16 protein-coding genes are annotated in these 21,153 nt (G+C 41.9%); 7 read left to right on the top strand and 9 right to left on the bottom strand.

Annotated features, from left to right (window positions below; all coding sequences use genetic code 11):
• Positions 1-23: 23 nt before the first annotated feature.
• The gene (locus L1264_RS04195) at positions 24-905 is read right to left on the bottom strand and encodes a dioxygenase family protein (protein WP_199526823.1); all 882 of its coding nucleotides are present in this window, start codon (positions 903-905) and stop codon (positions 24-26) included.
• A 231-nt stretch (positions 906-1,136) separates the two neighbouring features.
• Here L1264_RS04195 and L1264_RS04190 point away from each other — a divergent pair, with 231 nt between their 5' ends.
• The 3 genes from L1264_RS04190 to L1264_RS04180 are packed head-to-tail and all read left to right on the top strand — an operon-like array spanning position 1,137 to position 3,959.
• The gene (locus L1264_RS04190) at positions 1,137-2,654 is read left to right on the top strand and encodes an ATP-binding protein (RefSeq protein WP_199526822.1); all 1,518 of its coding nucleotides are present in this window, start codon (positions 1,137-1,139) and stop codon (positions 2,652-2,654) included.
• Between the two features lies 1 nt (position 2,655).
• A complete protein-coding gene (locus tag L1264_RS04185; protein WP_199526821.1) occupies positions 2,656-3,351 on the top strand; it encodes a response regulator in 696 nt (231 codons plus the stop codon).
• 59 nt (positions 3,352-3,410) lie between these two features.
• Entirely contained in the window at positions 3,411-3,959 is a 549-nt protein-coding gene (locus L1264_RS04180) for a hypothetical protein (RefSeq protein ID WP_199526820.1), read from the top strand.
• On the opposite strand, the gene L1264_RS04175 is transcribed toward L1264_RS04180, so the two are convergent.
• The 4 genes from L1264_RS04175 to L1264_RS04160 form a co-directional block, all read right to left on the bottom strand.
• On the bottom strand, positions 3,956-4,861 hold the full coding sequence (locus L1264_RS04175) for a tetratricopeptide repeat protein (protein WP_199526819.1): 906 nt from the start codon (positions 4,859-4,861) through the stop codon (positions 3,956-3,958). The two genes, L1264_RS04180 and L1264_RS04175, sit on opposite strands and share 4 nt — an antisense overlap.
• Positions 4,862-5,069: 208 nt before the next feature.
• Positions 5,070-6,422 carry a magnesium transporter gene (locus tag L1264_RS04170; RefSeq protein ID WP_199526818.1) on the bottom strand — a complete coding sequence of 451 codons (1,353 nt, stop codon included), beginning with the start codon at positions 6,420-6,422 and terminating at the stop codon, positions 5,070-5,072.
• Between the two features lie 155 nt (positions 6,423-6,577).
• Positions 6,578-7,576 carry a helix-turn-helix domain-containing protein gene (locus tag L1264_RS04165; RefSeq protein ID WP_199526817.1) on the bottom strand — a complete coding sequence of 333 codons (999 nt, stop codon included), beginning with the start codon at positions 7,574-7,576 and terminating at the stop codon, positions 6,578-6,580.
• A complete protein-coding gene (locus L1264_RS04160) occupies positions 7,560-8,477 on the bottom strand; it encodes a GGDEF domain-containing protein (RefSeq protein WP_199526816.1) in 918 nt (305 codons plus the stop codon). The genes L1264_RS04165 and L1264_RS04160 overlap by 17 nt, the downstream gene beginning before the upstream one ends.
• A 284-nt stretch (positions 8,478-8,761) precedes the next feature.
• Between L1264_RS04160 and L1264_RS04155 the strand changes: the two genes are divergently transcribed.
• Positions 8,762-11,062, top strand: a complete 2,301-nt coding sequence (locus tag L1264_RS04155; protein WP_235403674.1) for a TonB-dependent receptor plug domain-containing protein — start codon at positions 8,762-8,764, stop codon at positions 11,060-11,062.
• Positions 11,063-11,120: 58 nt separating this feature from the next.
• Positions 11,121-13,061 carry a phytase gene (locus L1264_RS04150; protein WP_235403672.1) on the top strand — a complete coding sequence of 647 codons (1,941 nt, stop codon included), beginning with the start codon at positions 11,121-11,123 and terminating at the stop codon, positions 13,059-13,061.
• 58 nt (positions 13,062-13,119) lie between these two features.
• Here the strand turns inward: L1264_RS04150 and L1264_RS04145 are convergent, their stop codons facing one another.
• The 3 genes from L1264_RS04145 to L1264_RS04135 form a co-directional block, all read right to left on the bottom strand.
• Positions 13,120-14,706, bottom strand: coding sequence for an L-lactate permease (locus L1264_RS04145; protein WP_199526813.1), 1,587 nt, complete (start codon positions 14,704-14,706; stop codon positions 13,120-13,122).
• 78 nt (positions 14,707-14,784) lie between these two features.
• A complete protein-coding gene (locus L1264_RS04140) occupies positions 14,785-15,369 on the bottom strand; it encodes a YqaA family protein (RefSeq protein ID WP_235403670.1) in 585 nt (194 codons plus the stop codon).
• A gap of 59 nt (positions 15,370-15,428) precedes the next feature.
• On the bottom strand, positions 15,429-16,337 hold the full coding sequence (locus L1264_RS04135; RefSeq protein ID WP_135925730.1) for a GGDEF domain-containing protein: 909 nt from the start codon (positions 16,335-16,337) through the stop codon (positions 15,429-15,431).
• Between the two features lie 237 nt (positions 16,338-16,574).
• On the opposite strand from L1264_RS04135, the gene L1264_RS04130 reads away from it, so the two are divergent.
• Together L1264_RS04130 and L1264_RS04125 are read left to right on the top strand one after the other, a co-directional pair.
• Positions 16,575-17,807: a TMEM143 family protein gene (locus tag L1264_RS04130; protein WP_199526812.1), complete on the top strand. Its 1,233-nt coding sequence runs from the start codon at positions 16,575-16,577 to the stop codon at positions 17,805-17,807.
• A gap of 142 nt (positions 17,808-17,949) precedes the next feature.
• Complete coding sequence (locus L1264_RS04125; RefSeq protein WP_199526811.1) at positions 17,950-19,989, top strand: S9 family peptidase; 2,040 nt, start codon at positions 17,950-17,952, stop codon at positions 19,987-19,989.
• 33 nt (positions 19,990-20,022) lie between these two features.
• Here L1264_RS04125 and L1264_RS04120 read toward each other — a convergent pair whose 3' ends face one another.
• The gene (locus tag L1264_RS04120; protein ID WP_199526810.1) at positions 20,023-21,153 is read right to left on the bottom strand and encodes an ROK family transcriptional regulator; all 1,131 of its coding nucleotides are present in this window, start codon (positions 21,151-21,153) and stop codon (positions 20,023-20,025) included.

The raw sequence follows: 21,153 nt of genomic DNA, 5'->3' as shown, positions 1-21,153 counted from the left end.
ACCTACAATGATGAGTGAATAAATTAACTAATTTGAATAGTGTGATACGCCAATAAAGTGCCATCACTATTTTGTGCTGTATTTAAAATAAACTGCTCATAATCACTACCAAACACGTTATCGATGCTAGCAAGAGTTGTATCTTGTTCACCGCGTGATTTGTAATCGCTGTGAGTGGTACAAATTTCTTTTGCAAACGCATCAGTAAAACAGAACTGGCTAATTACATAGTCGTTATTGTTGTTTGCTACTTTAAAGTGAATATGGATAGTACGGCCAGAATACCAACCAGGGAAATGCGTTTTAAAGTTCACGCGGCCACTGCTATCTGTGATCAATGAACCACGGTACCAAGTACTTGCCTCAGCTTCGGCATCGCCATCTGTACAGAAGTCACCGGCAAAACGTGAGCTATCAGAACTACTGCTAGTATCGCCCGAGTAAATACCGCTGGTATCACAGTGCCAAACCGAGATTTCGTAATTTGCTAATGGGTTACAGTCGCTATCAATTAACTGTAAGCACAGCATCATAGGTAAACCGGATAAGCCATCCGAAATATCTTCGTCTGAATCAGCTTGGAAGTAACATGGGCCTTCGGTTGTTGCTTGAGTAAGTGCTAACACACATGCGGTTGATGTTTCAAAAATACTGTCATCAGGAAAGTCATCAGTAATAAGCGCTGTTGTGCCAGATACATAATCACTGTCGTTCGTGGTTGTTGTATCGCCTGTATCAGTGCTGGTGTCTGTGCCTGTTGAAGTGTCTGTATCTGATGTTGTATCCGTTGACGATACTGTATCTGAGTTACAGCCTAAAAATGCCAACATAGGCACAGCAGCAACTGAAACACCTAATGTTTTAAGCATTTTTCTACGAGTATAAAGTTCAGGTTTTAAAGTCATCTTGTGCCCCTTCGCTAACTTGAGTAATTAGCATCGAGTATAAAGAACAAATGTAGAGACTTTGTGTGGAAAAAGTGGTGCTTTTATAGAGTGACTAGGATGCGCATGCCAAAAAATAGACATTTATAGTATATTCATTTCTGGCTATTACATTTTACTATTACATCTATGAAGTTAATTCACAAACTCTTAATTACTAATCTAATTATTACGTTATTGCTGGTACTGACCATGTTTGGTCTGAATGCAATTACCAATAAGCGTATGCTCAATAATGTGTTTGAAGATATAGATAACGAAGCATTTAACCGTATAGCCACTGAAATTAGCCAGCAGTATCAGCAAACGGGTTCGATTGGGATGTTTATCGATTCTAAAGCGCTGTGGTATGAGCTAATTAACCGCAATTTTCATTCAAGCCGTTTATTATTTTCCCCCAATAGCCCAAAACCAAGAAAGCCCGGCCCTTTTACACAAGATGGCCCTCCCGAAAAGCGTATGCAAAATGAGGCTATGCCACCCCCTGATGATTTTGGGATGCCACCATCGTTCGACCAACCACCTGAATTTGACCCATCAACTGAGTTTAACGAGCCTGCAAACTTTGCTGACATGCATAAGCCACCGCCTCGCAATAAACCCATGGCTAATGACTTTATACCCTTTGAGAAACGCCTAAGCTTGCTTGATGCAAAAGGCGAAATACTGATTGCTGGCAATACCGAAACAGAGGTCGTGAACGAGCAAGAAATCACTCACAATGGTGACGTTGTTGCGGTGCTTCAGCTGCATGCTAACCGCAATCATGTTAGCGCACTGACTCAACATTACCTTAATACACAAATTAATATCAGTTTGTGGACAGCAGGGATTGGTTTATTAATTGCGTTATTGTTTAGTTACTTACTCGCACGTCATTTTACTAACCCTATTTCAGAGCTGAAAAAAGGCGCAAAAGCCCTTGCTGAACGCGAGTTTGAGACCCAAATAACCGTCAACAGCAGTGATGAATTTGCTACCTTAGCGGATGATTTTAATCGTATTGCCACAGAGCTCAGACGCTTTGAATCGCAGCAAAGCCAATGGATCATGGATATTTCTCATGAGCTGCGCACGCCTTTAACTATTTTAGAGGGTGAACTAGAGGCTATTAACGATGGCATTATCGAACCAAACCAAAAAGCAATAAGCTCACTGCAAGAAGAAGTGGCGCTGTTAAACCGACTTGTGAACGACTTACATAAAGTCAGCTCACTCGACAGACACAGCTTTAACTATCACATGGAAGCCATAGATTTTAATGCCTTGGTAGCCCTACAAGCGCATAAGTATGCGTTTAAATTTCAATCCAAAAACATCACGCTTAATGCCACCTTACCAGAGCAAACGGTAATGGTTTTGGCCGACCAAAATCGTATTACGCAAGTACTACAAAACATTTTAGAAAATAATTTACGCTATACAGATGAACAGCAAAAAGTCTGGTTAGATTTAACTGTGTCTAACCATCATGTATTTTTGTCGATAGAAGACTCAGGCCCTGGTGTTCCTGATGAAGCCCTTGAAAAACTATTTGATCGTTTATATCGCACCGATAGCTCTCGTAACAGAAAAACCGGCGGTTTTGGCTTAGGCTTGGCAATTTGCCAAACAATTGTTGAAGCCCACTTGGGAAAAATTAATGCAACTAAAAGCCGTTTCGGCGGTCTGTGTATAACGTTAAAACTCCCGCTTGCAGAGGCGCAATAATATGTCAGAAACCTTAGCTAAACAGCATATTCTCGTTATTGAAGATGAAGTTAAAATTGCCGAATTAATAGAAAAGTATTTATATCTTGAAGGGTTTAAAACAAGCCTAATTCACGATGGCAACTGCGCACTGGATGCTGTTAATGAGCTAAACCCTGATTTGATTATTCTCGATATCATGTTGCCAGGCACAAACGGCATCGAGTTGTGCAGCAAGATAAGACAATACAGTGATGTGCCTATTATTATGCTTACCGCACGGGTCGAAGAAATTGATCACTTAATTGGTTTTGATGTAGGTGCCGATGACTATGTTACTAAACCTTTCAAGCCAAAAGAGTTAATGGCGCGTGTGAAAGCCATTTTAAAACGACGCCGAATGCCAAGTAGCAAACCGAGTACATTCACAGCAGGCAATATTATTGTTGATCCGAGCGAATACAAAGTACTGGTAAAAAATGAAGAACTGAAACTTACAATAAATGAATTTAGTTTATTAAAAATATTAATTGCCTCACCTAATAAAGTTTTTTCACGCCAAGATTTACTGACCATGACCCAAGGGAAGTACTTTGAGAGCTACGAGCGCAGTATTGATTCACACATTAAAAACTTGCGTAAAAAGCTGACTCAAGCCGACCCTGATAGCCATTACATTGAGTCAATTTATGGCGTGGGATATAAATTTAAAATTTAAACAACCTTTTTCACATTTGCGACGACTAACTAAATAACATAACCCATTAGGACATCATTATGAATTTAGTACGCATCAGCGCAAGTGCACTCTTAATCACAGCCACTACAGCGTGTATCGGCCTCTCAAATGCCAGTACAGCAAACAACCAAGGTGATTATCGCGTTATTACTTTTAAAGACTGTAAAAAGGTAAGCGAAAGTACCCTCAATAACGAACAGATTGCTGCATACCTAGAGCTTGAACGTGAACAAGTAAAACTAGAAGCGCTAGAACAACCAATTAGTGACATAGAACAACAAGTTACTGACTATTCTGAGCAAATAGAAGCGATCACCGAAGAAGCAGTTATTGAAGACGAGAACCACCTACGAATTAATAAAAGCTTATTAAAAGAGCAAGATAAACTGGCTAAAGAACTCAATAAACTTATGGCTGCTCATGATGCCGATTTTAAAGCGTTAGAACAGCAAGCAAAATTAATTGAACATGCCGCTAAACAATTTGATAAGACAATGAAACCGTTGATGGAACAAGGTGAGTCAACTCACCTACAAATTTTAGCGCCGGGTGAAGACGAAAAACCGGGCTGTTTTTACAATATTTAAAGTACGTTTTCTAGCTGTGCATAAAGCTTCGCGTGTGTTTTACGAATGTCACCTTTATGCACTTGCTTAAACCACTTTAAAGCTTGTTCTGGCTTGCCTGCCTGCCAATTGATTTCAGCCAAGCGTAGCTTATAAATAGCAAGAACAAAACGATCAGACTCTACATCAATATACTTAAGTGATTGAACATACAATTTATCTGCTTCGTCGTACTGAGCAAGTATTTGATACGTTCTCGCTAAATTGCCTAATGCTACAGAGATTTTACGCTTATGGTTTGTTTTTAAAATCCAATCTACAGCAACCCGACGACTTGCGATTGCTCCATCTACATCACCCAGTGAATGGAAAACATTGGCTTTATTTGAAGCAAGTTCAAAATGAAAAATAGGATCTTTGCTCTTTCCAAAGCGACGTTCAGCCCTATCTAATATGTGCAATGCTGTTTCTTTGTTGCCAAACACGTATTGCAAATTGGCCAATTCAACCATGCGCATTGGGTTACCGAATGAATCGAAAATAGCCTGTAGGTTTTCAAATGCCAAAGTCGCGAATTTGCGGCCTTGTTCATGATTGCCGAAATATTGCATCGACTTTGCGTAATAAAAATAAACTTGAACTTGAAAAACAACCGGAAGGTCTTTGCCATTTATAAATGGCTCGGTGCTATCTTTAAGGGCGAGATATTCCATTTTGTCGTAAAAGTAATCAAACTGATACGACTTAATTTCATACCAACGTGCCGAACCAGGCTCTGCTACCGCTAGCTGTTGATTAATATAATCTAAGCATAGAGCCTGAGGTTGTTGGCTACAGAATATCTCATGGTCACTAAAGTTCTCTGATGCTAAAGCATTAAAGCTGCAGAAACTAAATAACAAAAAGGTTAAACTTTTCTTCATCTACTAACTTCTAAGTGACAATACACACAGAAAAATAACAAAATATCCTGCTATATTACAGCACTTTTTAGTTAAATTTATAGTTAATATTAATAATTTAGATTCTTCACACAGTGAATTTAAGCATTTTTATACACTTAATAAGTTTGAAATTGCATGACTAACAAAAAAGCAGGCTAAGCACCGAGTTAACCTGCTTTAAAATTATTTAGAGTAGCAACAAACTACCTAAGCCAAGAAAGGTGACAAAACCCACAATGTCGGTGACTGTGGTAAGAATCACAGAGCCTGAAAGAGCAGGATCGATTTTGAGCTTATCCAAAATAGATGGGATCACGACTCCCGATAACGAGGCAGCCACTAAATTAAGTAAGATAGCGATAGTAATGGTTAAACTTAACATGCCATCGTTGAACCAGAAATAAGTTAGCACGCCAATCACAAAGGCCCAAACACAGCCATTTAATGCCCCTACTCTTAGCTCTTTTTTCAACAGCGCTCTGCGGTTAGAGTCGGTCACCTGACCGAGTGCTAAACCGCGCACAATAACCGTTAACGTTTGACTACCTGCAATACCGCCCATAGAAGCGACAACCGGCATAAGTACCGCTAGTGCAACCACTTGCTCGATAGTTGCACCAAACAAACCGATAAACCAAGAGGCTAAAAATGCCGTTGCTAGGTTAATACCAAGCCATATACCGCGGTTTTTTGCCGATTTGGTCACGCTCGAGAACAGATCCTCGTCTTCACGTAGACCACCCGCTTTTGCAGCGGCTTCGTCTGTTACTTCTTGACGCAATTCATAGGCTGATGACACCGACAAACGGCCTAATAGTTTGTTGTCGGCGTTAACCACTGGCATCGCCATTTTTTCGCTATGAATAACCACTTCGGCCGCTTCGTATAAGTCGTCATCAGCATGTAAAGCCGACACATCAAGGTGAGCGTAATCCAGCAGGCTGTCGTTATCATTGGCTTTAAATAAAGAATTAATTGCCACTTCACCAATGAGTGTGCCTTTACGACTCACCAAATAAATCACTTCGGTGTACTGTGGTAAACCTTTTTGAAAAATTTTACGCGCGCCAGCTACGGTGAGTTTTTCTGACACTTTAAGCGCATCAAAATCGAGCCAGTGACCTAGCTGCTCAGGATTATATTGCTGTGCAAGGTCGTATTGCTTCGTTTGAACTTCATCAAGTTGTCTGCGTGCATAATCAACAAAGCGTTCGGGAATAATTTCTTCAAGTTCAAGTAGCTCTTCAACGCTAACTTCGTCAAGTAACTTAAAGCCCTCAGCTTCATCTAAACTCTGTAACAACCAGCGACAACTATCACCACCTAAGTTAATGAAAATTTCATGCTGGGTATCTTCATCAAGTAATTGCCAAATTTCTAAACGTTGTTCTTTAGGTAATGCTTCAAACAATAACGATAAATGCTCAGTAGAAAGCTTTTCTTTAGCATCAGCAAGTAACTTATTTTTACGTGTTGTAGTGTCACACTGAAGCAAGTCATCAATTAACTGGGGAAGTTGGTCAACAGGATACTCAATCATTTGAGACCTCGGTTAATTACATCAATAACAGTAGTCTAACGCAGCTTAATTAAAATAACTGCCCGTAATTGATATATTTTTATCTTCATCCAATCAGTCATATAGATGAGCTTAAGGGCTTTTTTCAATTATCACTCAGTAAAACTAAGTGAGTATTACCCCTTCAATTGACTTGGCGTAAGCCCGGTCCAGCGTTTAAATGCTCGTCTGAAATTAGCAATATCATAAAATGATAAGCGCATGGCGACTTGCTCATTGCATTGCTCGCGTATGGCAAGTAGGTAAATCGCTTTGCGCTTACTTTGCTCATCGTACAAGGTAGAAAAACGTACGCCATGAGCTTTTAATTTACGCTTGAAGGTTGCAGGGCTCATAGCAAATTGGCTGGCTACCTGCTCTAAATTTAACGCCGGATGTTGATAAATTAATCGGCTTACGGCTTCCACAAAAGTGCTGTTTGCAGTATTTAATGCCGCTAGTTGCGAGTTAATTTGTGAAAACCTAAAACTACTAAACGCGGGGTTAGTGAGCCTGAGCGCGTGTTTATTCAATACCCAGCGAGTTATAGGCTTTTCAAAAGCGACTTTGAGGCCCAAATGCTGCTCGTATTCTTGGCTATGTCTGGCGCGTTTATAGGCAAACTCAAACTGACAAGGGACCCGCTCACCCGCCACTTTTTTAAGAACTTGGTAAAACGCAGCGCTGTAAATTTCCATAACGTACTGGCTTATTTCATCATCCAAACCCACAGCATTTTGCAGCACAATGTAATACTGCTCGTTATGCACATAACTATAACTAAATAACAAAGGTGCCAGTTGCATGCGCAAATTGTGTAACTGCTTTAAAGCTTGGCCGATGTGCGCTGCGTGTAGCACGCCTTGGGCGGCAACAGAGGTATCGTTTGCCAGTTGACTGCCTAATAAAAAGCCACTGTCGGCGGATTTCATCAATTGCTTAAACTGCGTCAATAAGCGCACTTGCTGCGAAATACTAAACTGATGCTGCACACTCATTAAGTCTTGCTCAAACACTCCTGTGCCTCTGAGTAATTTATGCAGTGCAATGCCGCGGCTTAAGGCCAGCTCCACCAGCGTGGTAATTAGCCCTTGTGCGGTGAGGTATTTGTCATCTTGGTTAAGATACGGCTTCACAATGGCTGACTCTTTGTTGTTTTTGTTGTTGTAACTTAGCGTGTAAACGCGAGCTTAAACTTTGTGGTGTATCGCCTTGCATACTGCCCACTAAGGCCGCTGTTACATCTTGGAACTTAGCGTGTTTTTCGCCTTCGACCTTAAAAGCACAATGGCTCAGCGCCGAGGTAATTTGCGCCACCAGCTCTTTCGCTTGTACTGCGCTGGTGTTTGGCATTAGCACCATAAAGCAGTCTCCTGCATAGCGGCACACCACATCGGTAAGGCGGCAATTCATCAATAAAAGCTCGCTTACTTCACGTAGTAAGCGGTCGCCTTCGATAAAACCAAATTCAGCGTTAAAATCAGCGAAACCACGAATATCAATGGCGGCTAGTTGCAGAGGCTGTGGCTCACTTAATTGCTCTTTTAACACTGCTTGTAAGTAATCAGCCTTATACAGCCCTGTTATTGAGCACACTAACTCATGCTCACGATGCTGGGCTTCACGGCGCTTTAACTGCCTGTTAAGTACGTATTGCTCTTGGTGCCATTGATACAGCCCAAGGCTTGTGAAAATCATACCAATCGGCGCAGGCAATGATTCAATCCAAGTAAGCCACGTATTGGTTGGTTGATGTAACCACTCATCAAATAAATCAAGGGAAGCTGAAAACATAAAAAGCCCAAGCCCAAGCACTAAAAAGCTGGTGACTTTGCCGGGCGGCCTCGAAATAAGCAGCGCAGCTATCCAAGTAAGGGTCATTAGCACAATGCCACCCTCGCCTAAAATATCTAACCATGCGATATCAGCAAGAGGCTTTAATTCTCCTGCTTGTGCGCTTAGCAAAAACGCAATTACAAATAGAGCAATAACTGCATTGGTTAAAAGTCGATGATGAGTAAAAGGGTTATATCGCATTCTCAGTACCTAACAATAATTCACGCTGCCATGCTAACTCGTTAGCGTTTAAAGCAGCAGGGTCATATTAGCTCAATGATGTGACAGCAAAACGACAGTCAAACCTTGTTAAACCCCTTAAGCACTGTATTTACCTTAACAAGATGGGGTTATTGCAGCTCAAAAGTACTTTTAAAACCCTCTAATCACTTGTTTTTACTGGCTGTTAGCGATTTTCTGTCACATTTGCGTCATTTAAGCTGCGTACTTTGCTCATCAAACCAAGGACAACCAGGATCAAACCCATGAAACAATTTAAAACGAAGGCGTTAGTAAGCGCCCTCGCCTTATGCCAATTTGCCGCTTACGCACAAGACGAACAAAACAGCGATGAGAAAAAAGTTAAAGTCTCTGAAGAGCTTGTTGTATATGGCGAGATTGGTTATCGCAACCGCTCACAAGAGCTGGCACCGACGCTTGAATACTCACAAGAATACTTTCAACGTTTTGAACCGCTTACTGCCGGTGATGCATTAAAACGCGTACCAAGTGTGACGTTTTTATCGGATGTTTTAGAGTCTGATGGCGCGCGTATGCGTGGCTTAAGCCCGGCTTACACAAAGGTCCTTATTAACGGTGAAGAAGTACCTGGTGCAGGTGCTGACCGCTCATTCTTTGTTGACCGTATTCCTGCTGAGCTAATTGAGCGTGTAGAAATTATTCGTGCTTCAAGTGCAAACCGCTCTGCCGATGCCATTGCCGGTACGCTGAACATTGTATTGCGTGACGGTTACAGCTTAGATGGTGGTTACCTGCGTGCGGGTGGCCTGCGTTATGACGATGGCGAATTAAAAGAGAGCTTTGCTGGTGTTTACGGCACCGAGTTTGCTGGCGGCCGTTTATTACTTGGCGCTAACTTACAAGGTCGTTATAACCCAAAACAAAAATCAAGCCTACGCTATGGCGACAGCCCAGAGAATAACGCCAATTACAAAACCGAAGAATTTGATAACCGCGAAGATCAATCAGATATTCGCGACGGTGACGATACCTCGCTAAATGCCAGCTACGAAATTGCTTTTGATGATGGCAGTAAGTTTGATATCAGCGCGATTTGGGTTGATACCGACCGTACTGAAGATGAGCGTTCATTTGAATATGATGACCCAACAGCAATTAATAACTCAATTGTTGAAGGGGGTAATCTTGAAACCGACAACGCCAATGTGTCTTACATCGACCAAACCAACTACAACATCAACTCGGGTTATGAGTTACCCCTTTTTGGTGGCACCAGTAAATTCAAGCTTGGTTTTGCAAGCTTTGAAGAGTCTGTTTACGAGCAAGAAGTAGAAATCGATACCTCTGAACTACCTATGGTGTTTGAGGAAGAAGAAGAAACCGTAGACCTTGATGACAAAGAATGGTCATTACAATGGCAACATAGCTTATTTGCAGGCGAGAACAAAACAATTCAATTTGGTGCCTTTGTACAAGGTAAAGAGCGCGACACTGCGGTTTATCAAGCCGAAGATGAAAGCGAGCAAAGCTTTACAAGCTGGGATCAATTCAGCCAAACACCAATGTCACTGGCAGGCTTTAACAACGAGTTTGAAGCAGCCGCTGGTGGCGTAAATAAACTCGAAGAAGACCGCCTAGATGTATTTGCATTAGTTAAGCACGAAGACCAAGACTTCTCGTGGGAGTTAGGTGTGCGCTACGAAACAACTGACTCAACCATTACAGACAAAGCAGAAGGTGTGAGCGCTAAAAACGATTATGACTTCTTCTTACCATCGGCACATTTACGCTACAACGTCTCTGAAAATGGCCGTGTTAGTGCCTCGGTTGCACGTAGCTTACGTCGCCCTGATTTTGATTACATCACCCCAGCTCTACTTGAAAAAGAATTAGGCGATAACGACTTTTTAGGTAACCCAGACCTACAACCAGAATCATCGTGGGGTATGGACTTAGGTTATGAGTATCGCTTAGGTAAAAGCGGCGTTGTGGGTATTAATGTGTTCTACCGCGATGTGACTGACCTTATCGAAATAGCTAATACAGGCCAACAAGGCTCAGAAGGTGACGGTACTTACATTTTGCAACCGCGTAACACAGGCGATGGCAACGTAAAAGGTATCGAGCTTGATTTATCAACGCCGCTAAGCGCCATTAGCATGCCAAACACCGGGGTATTCTTTAACTACTCATGGCTTGATTCAGAAGTAGATGACACTTTCGGTAGCCGTAAATTCAACGACCAATCTGACTATGTGTTTAACGTTGGTTTTATTCAAGACCTACCTGATTTAGGCGCTTCGTTCGGTGCAACTTACCGTAAACAAGGTGATGCTTATGGCCGTATCGTGGGTGAAGAAGTGACCACACACTACGGTGCTGACCTTGAAGTATTCGTAGAAAAACGCTGGCAAGACGTCACGCTTCGTTTAGTGGGCTCAAACCTACTTGATGCAAGCAAAGACGAAACGTTTAACAAGTTCGACACGGTTGATGACCAAATCAACCGCGATTTTGACGAGTATGAACTGGAGTCTGAAGAAGCAGGCCCTGTTATTCAGTTAATGCTGCGCTACGCGTTTTAATACACATAAGAGTTATTAAGGCAGCGCATTGCTGCCTTGTTGTATATTTGGGGATCCCATGAATTTTAAAAAACCACTTAATCTTGTTGCCAGTGCAGTGATGCTGAGCACCCTAGCAGCGTGTAGCCAAACAACGGCAACCGAGGCGCCAAGTAAAAACCAATTAACAGCCTTTGGCACAACTGAAAATATGCAAGGCTCACAAGCTGCAGCCCTTGCTGATGACGCTTGGCTATTAAGCTCACAAAGCCAAGGCCTTCAGCTTATTGATGCCACAGGTAAACAGCACGCATTACAAAAAGGTAATTTCGAGGCGCTATCTGTAAAAGCAATCAACAAAAACAGTTACCTTGTTGCTAGCATCGACAACGAAGCCGACCAAGCGGTGATTTTTAGCTTACAAAAAGCGCCTAAATGGCAGCTGACTGAAATTAGCCGTATCAGCCCACCCAAAGCAAAACCTGAAGCGGTGTGTTTATTTGCTAACCCGACTACTCAAGCTGTGTCGGCGTTTGTGGCAGATGCTCGTGGTCTTATCCGCGAAACACTGGTGTTTGATATGGCAAACAAACGCGCATTAAACCTTGAATTACGTGAGTTTGCTGGCGTAAGTGAAACATCAGGCTGTGCGGTTGATGATCACAGTAAAACCCTTTACCTAAGCGAAGGCGAGCTAGGCATTTGGCAAATTAACGCCGACGCTGAATCGCGCGCTGATAAAAAGCCCCTTGCTATGATGTCGCCATTTGGCAGCTTAGCACCTGAAGTTGGCGGCTTAAGCACAACAGATGATGGCAGCTTATGGTTTACCACCTCTGAAGATAACCAATTACATCGCTACGAAAAGAGTACTAAACGTTTTAGCAGCTGGCAATTTGCTGGTGAACTGGCAATTGAATCTGCCGCAGTGCGCTTTAACAATAATCAAGCTGATATCGTGCTGTACGATGATGAATCAGGTCATTATGTAAAAGGTCAAATCGATGGGCTAATTAAAGCACAAGCTAAGCAACAAAATAGTGCTAAAACAGCGGCTGTTACTTATATCAATGCACAAGCGCAAACCGATGCAGTGCGTGCTTTTGGTGATGCCGCCGATGACCCTGCCATTTGGGTAAATCCAAAAAATGCAGCAAAAAGCCTAATTTTAGGTACCGATAAACGCCGTGGTTTAATGGTGTATGACCTTGCAGGCAAAGAGCTACAAGCGCTAGAAACAGGCCGTTTAAATAATGTTGATGTGCGCCAACATGCCAGTATCAACAACGCAACGAATACCTGGATTACAGGTAGTAACCGAACTCATAACAGCATCAGTGTTTACACCGTCGATACTCACAATCAGGTGCAACATCTTGCTGAGTTGCCAACAACCCTAAACGAAATTTACGGTATGTGTATGTACTCATCAAACACAGGCAACTATGTGTTTATGAATGACAAATCAGGCCTATTTCAGCAATACAAACTAACTGGCAATAATGAGAGCGTATCAGCACAATTAGTGCGCGAATTTAGTGTACCGAGCCAACCTGAAGGTTGCAGTGCAGATGATAAAACCGCACAGCTATTTTTAGGTGAAGAAGATGAAGGTATTTGGTTTATTGGCGCTGAGCCAACAGTAGGAAATAAACCTGTAATGTTACAAACCGTGAACGATATGCTGGTTGATGATGTAGAAGGCATGGAAATCTATCACGCGAAAGATGCCCGTTATTTAGTGGTTTCTAGCCAAGGTGATTACAGCTATGTGCTTTATAAAATTATCGATGGCAATACCCCTAGCCTAGAGTTTGCGGGTAAATTTGCAATCAGCAATAACCTAGAGATAGCAATAGATGGCGTATCAGAAACCGATGGCCTAACGGTAACACCAGCTGCGTTACCGGGCTACCCTGAAGGGGTGCTAATTGTGCAAGATGGTTACAACCGTATGCCACAGGCACCGCAAAACTTTAAAATTATTGATTGGCGCGAAGTAAAAAAAGCTATTCAATAAATTACTCCGTAAGGGTGCTCGGTTTATCTGGGCACCTTTTTTATCTGCACATGTTTAATCAGTAAAATAGGTAACTAAAGCCCCCAACTATTGCACCGTAAATTAGCATCGGCAAAAAGGTTTTCTTAAGCACAGGCCCTTCTTGATTATTCACTCCAACAATACTGGCTACAGCAATAATATTGCTAATGCAGATCATATTACCCATCGCGGCTCCTGTTGATTGCAACGCAAGCACTAAGGTTTCTGATAAGCCCACTTGCTCAGCAATGCCATATTGAATACCGCCAAAGGTAAGATTAGACACCGTTGCCGAGCCTGAAAAGAAAGTGCCGAGTGCCCCCAAGTACGAGGCAAATAACACCCAGTGCTCACCGCTTAAATCAGCAAAGGTACTCGCCATATAAAATATGGGCGCATTATGGCCGCCTTGCATTAAAACATTCACCATCACCAGCGCACCGATTAAAGCAATACATGGCATAGCAATACGGCCTAAGGTGTCGGAGCACATTTTCTTTACTTGTGGCTTACTCATTTTAAGTAACGGCATGCAGATCAACACCACCAATACAAACGGGATCAAGGCTGGAACAAACAAGGTTTTATACGACCATCCCACCGACGTGCCAAATATCTCATGTAAAGATAAGATCAGCGCTTTACTTAATTCAAATTGCGCAAAGCCCAAATTGACACTCAGCCAGAGCGTTTCGTCGTTAAGCAGTGCTTTAATGCCCAGCTGATGAATACGGGTTATGACCAGCACAACAATCAAGAGTAATAGCGGGAATAACGCTACAAACAGCGTTTTAGGTGTGAACTCAACCTTGTTTTTCGTGCTTTGTGCATTTACAGCTGAGTTATCTAAACCCACTCCCTTATCCGCCAAAAAGATAGTGACTAATAGCCCCACTGCACCACCAATCAGTGATGGAAATTCATAGTTCCACTGGGCAAACAACCAATAAGGTAAGACACATGAAAACACACTTAAATAAATGAATACGCTATTTTGACGCACCTTTTTTAGTGGTAAAACAAGACACAGCGCAATCATAGGAATAACCAAAGCAGCAATAACATGGCAAAGTGCCGTCCATTTTGAGATAGCCAGCACTTGCCCATCATCTAACTGTAGCGCCGAAAAACCAAACCATGTTGGTGTGCCTACTGCACCAAAAGAAACGGGAATTGAGTTTAAGATAAGAGTGAAAACAATCACTTTAAAAGGCGAGAAACCAAGCCCGACTAAAATAGGCGCAGCAATAGCCGCTGGCGTACCAAACCCGGATGCGCCTTCGAGCATAAATGCAAATGCCCAACCTATGATCATCAATTGCGCAACCTGATTACTACTTATTGATTCGAGCCAGTGTTTAATCGTGGTTTCGGCTCCTGATATTGCCAACATGCGATTAAGCAAAATAGCCCCGGCAATAATAGAAATGGGCGTCATGACAGACAACACACCAGCAAACACATTGGCAAGCAACAGCCTTAAATCAGCTTGAAAGTAAAACAGCTGCAGTAAAGCTGCGAGCAGCGCCGTTATTGGTAAAGCAATGTAAGAAGCGATGGGGCTGCGTTTTACCATCATCCAGATCAATAGCAAAATAGGCAGTGCAGCCACTAGGGTATTCATGGGTCATCCTGTTGTTTTTTAGTGCTTTCCTTAATTAAAAGTATAGACAGGATAACCATAATCAGTATTTTTTATCTGTTAAATGAGTGTGCTAAGCCACCAAATTAACAGTACTAACACAGAAATAGCGACTAAGGCTTTGGTTTTGTGCTTTTGAATAATTCGCTCAGCCTGATTACCCGCGTAATAAACAACAGCAGCAAGGGCAAAGTAACGGATTGAGCGCGCAATGACCGTAGCCAGTAAAAAGAGAAAAATTGAATACTTAGTTGCACCCGCGGCAAGCATGGCAATTTGAAATGGAATGGGCACTATACCGAGCGTCAATACAAACCAAAAGCCTTGCGCTTGCATTTTTTGTTTAACTTGCTCGAATTGCTCAGGATTTGAGAAGGTATTAATTACCCAATCGCCTACTACATCAAATAGGTAATAACCAAGGGCATAACCAAAAATAGCACCAATAACACAGCCAATGGTCGCCATTAATGCGATTAACCACAGCTTTTCACGGCGGGCTTGCATTAACGGAACAAGCACAGCTTCAAGCGGTATAGGCACTATGGTTGACTCTAAAAATGATGCCACCGTAATCGATTTAAGCATATGTTTAGAGTCGATAAACTGCCGTGTTTTTTGCTTTAACTTTTTAGCAATTGCCATTATTCATCCTTAATCGTTTTGCTCGGCTTTAGGGTACAACAAAAACCCTTAACCGTCCCTTACGGTTTATGAATATAACGGCTACGGCCTTGGTTTTTAGCCTGATATAGTGCCTGATCAGCTCGTTTCATTGCATTACTAAATGTTTCTGTGGCGCGTTTTATAGCTGAACCTACACTCACACTGAGTGTTTTACTCGGCGTAACCATCACGTTACTGGCCAAGCACAATAGTTGCTGACATGTCTGACTCAATATTTCTTGATCTTCAGTCGGAACAAATAAAGCAAACTCTTCACCACCTATACGGGCAAATAAAATTTGCGGGTCTAATGCCTTATGGCATTGCGATACAAAATCAATCAACACCTGATCGCCTACATCATGACCATGTTCATCATTGATCGCTTTAAAGTGATCAATATCTACAATCACAATACTATGCGGTGTATCTTGATTTTGCAGTACATAGTGGTAGAAATAACGGCGATTATAGGCTTTGGTAAGCACATCTGTTTTTAGCTCTTCTTCAAGTTGCTCGCGGGTTTTAGCTAAGTCTGACAAAGCTAAAAATAAACCAAAACCAGTAACCAACATACCAATTGTTCGAGCAATATCCTCGATATAAATTCCCACCCAAATAGGCTGAAACACAAGTTCATCTAGAAAGTCGAAGGTCAGCCCGACACTCCATAGAAAAATACCAATACTTAAAAATAAATAGCTTCTTTGTGCTACTACCGATGTTTGCACAAAGGCAAATATACATATGAGGATCAATAGATTAATGGCATCTGTTAATACGCCATTGAGATAAATATCATTTTCTAATCGATTAAAATGGTAAAGATATGTCACCACAATCATCAACAATGAAATAATGAACACGCTTATAAAAAGCTGCTTTATAACTAGAGGTACTGAGTTTAACTCAGCTTTAACTTCGATTGGTGGAGGTTGTATACTCATAACAGATCACGACAACTTACTGCAATTGGCTCAACATTAGCAAAGCGTGTTTAAAAGTGCATGACAAAGCGACCGTGAATTTTAAAAACCAGCATTTTGGCTGGAGTAATTAACCTAAAACAATCCCTTTTAACCAGCAAAAAAGTCTAACGTCATGCTATTTGTTTGTAACAGTCGCATTCTCGAGATTAATTTTTTATCATCTGAGCGAATTTTGTTTAAATAAATATTAGCATAATGATTAACGCACGCTTTATTCCTTTTCGTAAACACGACATCATCAACCTTTGCCAAGCCTATTTAGGTGAGTCGCAATCAAGTTCGTTTATGGAGTTTGCTACACTTTTGCAAAGCGTGACCCATTATCAATATCACGGGTTGCTGGAGTCATTAAAAAACAACTATGCGCCATTTGACCTAAATAGCGATACCCGCACGCTGAAACCTATTACCGATGCTGAGCGTGCCAACTATCAATCAGCTTTTGCTAAAGATTTTGCCACGGTACTCAATGCCGCCAATTTTGAAACCATTACCAATCAAGACTTGCAAGATGCACTTAATGAAGAGTCTTTATTTAAAGTCCGTTTGGCTGTTGAGTTTAACGACTTTGCAGAAGTGGTCTTTTATCGTCGCGGCGAATCGCAAAAAACCGAGACGCTACGCAGTTTTTGGGGACTGCGCAAAAAACAAATTCAGTTCACCAACTATGACCGCGTTGCCATATTCATTCGCTTTAAAGACGAGCAGTACTTTTTAGAAAAAGGCAAAATGCCGGTAGGATTCGAGCCCAATTCAACCATCGTCAAATTATTCCAGAATGTCCCCAAAGCCGATTTAGAAATGCTGTTTCCGAATAGCGAAGTAAAAATGCGCCCGATTGATAAACTTATTATTAGCTCATCTGCCCTGATTGGTGGTGCTGTGGTGTTGGTAACAAAATTAGGCGCGTCAATTTTACTGCTTATTGCCTTGATTGCTTTTTGGGGCGGTTGGCGCAGCGAAGAAGTGCATATGAGTCAGCAGCACTTTATTACCTTTGCAATCGGCATGGGTGTGTTTGGCAGCTTTATATTTAAAGAGTGGAGCAAGTTTAAAAATCGTAAAATTCGCTTTATGAAAGCACTGGCCGACAACTTGTATTTTAAAAATCTCGATAACAACGCAGGTGTTTTTCATACCCTCGTTGATGCAGCTGAAGAAGAAGATGTAAAAGAAGCGCTGCTTGCCTACACCTTTTTATTAAAGAGCAAATCTGAGATGACTGCAGAGCAATTAGATAAGCAAATTGAGCAATGGTTTAACGAGCAACATAATTGCCAGCTCGACTTTGAAATTGATGATGCTTTAGACAAACTCGTCAAGCTTGAACTGGTTAATCAAAACAATGATCTTTATTCGGCGGTTGATTTAGCCAATGCCAAACAACGCTTAGATAGTCGTTGGGATGACTATTTTAAGTTTGCCTAAGCCTTTAAAATCAGGTACTAGCGAAGCACATATAGACTTTGAGTCAATTCAACTGGGGTAAATGCAACTTTATCTCAATGTGCTTGCGCACAGCATGGTCTGCTTTTAGGATAAAATTTTACGGCTAAAAAAAGACCATTCCATGCAATTAAAAAAATCAATTTTTATTGGAGCCAGCTTGCTGTGCGCAGCAACAACAGCTCAGGTATATGCTAACGACAAATTTGTTTCTGAAGATATTTTTCAACTTGAATACGCAGGCGACCCACAAATAAGCCCAGACGGTAAAAAAATTGTTTATGTGCGTAGCGGCTACGACATCATGAAAGATGGCAACAAACGTAGCTTTTGGCTTTACGATTTAAAGTCTGGTCAACATACGCCGCTGTTTTCTGATGAACATAACTACAGCCAACCAACTTGGTCTCCAGATAGCCAAAAAATTGCTTTTACCAGCAATTCAAGCGGCTCAAATCAACTTCACGTTTATTGGTTAGCGCAAGACAAACAAGCATTATTAACGCAACTACCAAAATCAGTACGTAACTTAACTTGGTCCAATGACTCAGAGCAAATTGCCTTCACTATGAGCATTCCGGAAGGTAAATCTGCGTTCGCTAAATCAGTAAAGCTGCCAAAAAAACCAAAAGGCGCCGAGTGGTCAAAACCAGTTAAAGTAATTGAAAAAGCGCGTTATCAAGCTGATGGTGCAGGCTTTTTAGAACCTTCATATCGTCACGTTTTTGTTATTCCGGTTTCGGGTGGCACACCACGCCAATTAACATCGGGTGATTATCAGCACTATGGTCCACTTGCTTGGGATCCTAGTAACACAAAACTGGCTTTTTCTGCTGATCGCAATGATGACTGGGAATACCGCACTACTGAGTCAGACCTTTATGAAATTAACGTAAAATCAGGTGAGCTTACACAGCTAACAGATTTACCGGGCCGAGAAAGCAATCCTTACTATGCTAAAGACGGTGATGAACTAGCCTTTGTTGCTCGTGACAACGCCCCTGTGCCTTATATTAACTCAACGCTGTCATTACTTGATTTAGATGATAAATCAATCAAGCATATTACTGAAAAATTAGACCGTTCAGTGGCTGATTATAAGTGGTCAGGCGATGGCGACTTTGTTATTCAATACGATGATTTTGGTAAGCGTAAGCTCGCTAAAGTAACCAGCCGCGGTAAGGTAACTGATCTAACTGATACGCTATCGGGCACTTCGATTGGTCGCCCGTATGTTAGCGGTAGTTTTAGCATGGCCAACAATGGCGCAATTGCTTATACAAAAGGCAACGAGTATCGCCCAGCTGATTTAGGCTACCTATACAAAGGTAAAACTAAAACGCTTACTTCATTAAACGAAGATATATTAGGCCATAAAAAGCTAGGTAAAGTACACGAGCTGAATGTTAAGTCGCAGTTTGACGGCCAAGCCATTCAAGGTTGGTACATCACGCCACCTGATTTTGATGAGAGCAAGCAATATCCATTAATGGTTGAAATTCACGGCGGTCCACATCTAGCCTATGGCCCAAGCTTTACTGCTGAATTACAACGTTATGCCGCTGAAGGTTATGTGGTTGTATATGTAAATTACCGTGGTTCAACAAGTTATGGTAAAGACTTTGCCTTATTACTAGATGGTAAATACAGCTCAGAAGAAGACTTTGCAGACCATAACTCAGCGGTTGATGCCATGATCGCGAAAGGGTTTATCGACAAAGATAACCTATTTATTGCTGGTGGTTCAGCAGGTGGTATTGCAACAGCTTATGCTGTTGGTTTAACAAACCGCTTCAACGCGGCTGCAATTACCAAACCAGTGATTAACTGGTTAAGTAAAACACTGACTGCCGACAGCTACATTGGTCAAATTCGCAACCAGTTCCCGGGCATGCCATGGGATAATGTTGAACACTACTGGAAACGTTCGCCGCTTTCATTAGTGGGTAACGTAACCACGCCATCATTGATCATGACAGGTGAAGAAGACCGCCGTACGCCAATTTCAGAATCAGAGCAATTCTATCAAGCATTAAAACTGCAAAAGGTAGATACCGTACTTATTCGTGTACCGGGCTCACCACATGGTATTGCGGGTCGTCCATCGCGTATGATTTCGAAAATTGAATACACGCTTGCGTGGTTCAAACAATATCAGAAGTAATAAATTAACCAGGAGTGAGCTGCTCACTCCTGTTTAAAAATAATGATGACTAAGCGCAAGTTGGGCAGAGCCTATTGACTGCGCTTTTTCTCCGCACACACCTAAACTCACTTCACAGCTACGTAGTCCACGACTATCTAAGCGTGCAAATGCTGCAATTGATAACTGCTTGAGCTGTTCAAGCGCTTTACTCGGTAACGGCGAATCAATAATCACAGCTTGCATATCTAATAAACTTAAACTGTTATGCATGGCAATACTGATAGCCTCTGCGGCTTTTTCAAGCCAAGGCTGAACTAGCCGTTTATGCTCTGCAAACTGACTGTCTGTTAGCTCATACACAGAAATGCCAAGTTGCGCATTATTAAACTCGCTTTGCAATGACAGTAACGAACATTGGCTAAGTAACTGTTCGCGTTCAGCGTTTAGCATGGATCCTATTGCACCGGCATTACCACTTTTGCCTTCGAGAAGCTGATGGTTAATCACCACAGCGCCACCTAAAAAAGCCCCTAAATAGACATATAAAAAATCGCTATAGTTATTAGGATTTCCGAGGCTTAACTCTGCACAGCAGGCTGCGTTATTGTCGTTACTAATATAAACAGGTAACTGAAACTGACTTTCTAAGTAGCCTTTCAAATCAAAGTTTTGCCATTGGCTAAGGGGATTTTTTGCTGAGTCTGAAGTTGCCTGCCATTGCCAAATATCAAACGGCATAGCGACCCCAAGCCCGCACACATGTGAGCGCAGCTCAGGTTCTAATTGGCTGATTAATTGAGGAATATGTGTTTCTAAAAATACTTTAAGCTCATCAACCGATGCCTCATTCACCTCCAAAGATACAGACGCTCTTTGCGTGCTTTGTAAATCAACGAGTATCAGGTCGAAGCGTCGTCGTCCGATTTTTAAACCAAAACTAAACGCGCCATCAGGGTTAAGCCTAAAAGGCACACTTGGCTGCCCTACTCGGCCTTTAACAGGTGCATCACGAAGCAATAGCTTATCTTCTTCGAGCTTATTGATATTCACTGTTGCCGCCTGAGCAGACAAAGCTAACGCCTTCGCTATTTGTGCCTTAGGTATGCTTTGCTGCTGCCTAATTAAACTTAAAATTGCGCGCTCGTTATTGCTTCTTGGTGCTCGCGATAAACTGCTCTTCAT

Origin of the sequence: Pseudoalteromonas sp. APAL1 (assembly GCF_021532475.1) — a bacterium.
In the GTDB taxonomy this organism is placed as follows: Bacteria; Pseudomonadota; Gammaproteobacteria; order Enterobacterales; family Alteromonadaceae; genus Pseudoalteromonas; species Pseudoalteromonas lipolytica_C.
Note: the sequence above shows the minus strand (reverse complement) of the source record. Positions and strands in the feature narration are given on the sequence as shown.

Excerpts from the sequence above, each read along its gene's own strand:
- L1264_RS04130 (WP_199526812.1), top strand. The coding sequence starts at position 16,575 with ATGATTAACGCACGCTTTATTCCTTTTCGTAAACACGACATCATCAAC.
- L1264_RS04170 (WP_199526818.1), bottom strand. The coding sequence starts at position 6,422 with ATGATTGAGTATCCTGTTGACCAACTTCCCCAGTTAATTGATGACTTG.
- L1264_RS04190 (WP_199526822.1), top strand. The coding sequence starts at position 1,137 with ATGTTTGGTCTGAATGCAATTACCAATAAGCGTATGCTCAATAATGTG.
- L1264_RS04135 (WP_135925730.1), bottom strand. The coding sequence starts at position 16,337 with ATGAGTATACAACCTCCACCAATCGAAGTTAAAGCTGAGTTAAACTCA.
- L1264_RS04185 (WP_199526821.1), top strand. The coding sequence starts at position 2,656 with ATGTCAGAAACCTTAGCTAAACAGCATATTCTCGTTATTGAAGATGAA.
- L1264_RS04120 (WP_199526810.1), bottom strand. The coding sequence starts at position 21,153 with ATGAAGAGCAGTTTATCGCGAGCACCAAGAAGCAATAACGAGCGCGCA.
- L1264_RS04160 (WP_199526816.1), bottom strand. The coding sequence starts at position 8,477 with ATGCGATATAACCCTTTTACTCATCATCGACTTTTAACCAATGCAGTT.
- L1264_RS04140 (WP_235403670.1), bottom strand. The coding sequence starts at position 15,369 with ATGGCAATTGCTAAAAAGTTAAAGCAAAAAACACGGCAGTTTATCGAC.
- L1264_RS04180 (WP_199526820.1), top strand. The coding sequence starts at position 3,411 with ATGAATTTAGTACGCATCAGCGCAAGTGCACTCTTAATCACAGCCACT.
- L1264_RS04125 (WP_199526811.1), top strand. The coding sequence starts at position 17,950 with ATGCAATTAAAAAAATCAATTTTTATTGGAGCCAGCTTGCTGTGCGCA.
- L1264_RS04175 (WP_199526819.1), bottom strand. The coding sequence starts at position 4,861 with ATGAAGAAAAGTTTAACCTTTTTGTTATTTAGTTTCTGCAGCTTTAAT.
- L1264_RS04155 (WP_235403674.1), top strand. The coding sequence starts at position 8,762 with ATGAAACAATTTAAAACGAAGGCGTTAGTAAGCGCCCTCGCCTTATGC.
- L1264_RS04150 (WP_235403672.1), top strand. The coding sequence starts at position 11,121 with ATGAATTTTAAAAAACCACTTAATCTTGTTGCCAGTGCAGTGATGCTG.
- L1264_RS04145 (WP_199526813.1), bottom strand. The coding sequence starts at position 14,706 with ATGAATACCCTAGTGGCTGCACTGCCTATTTTGCTATTGATCTGGATG.
- L1264_RS04195 (WP_199526823.1), bottom strand. The coding sequence starts at position 905 with ATGACTTTAAAACCTGAACTTTATACTCGTAGAAAAATGCTTAAAACA.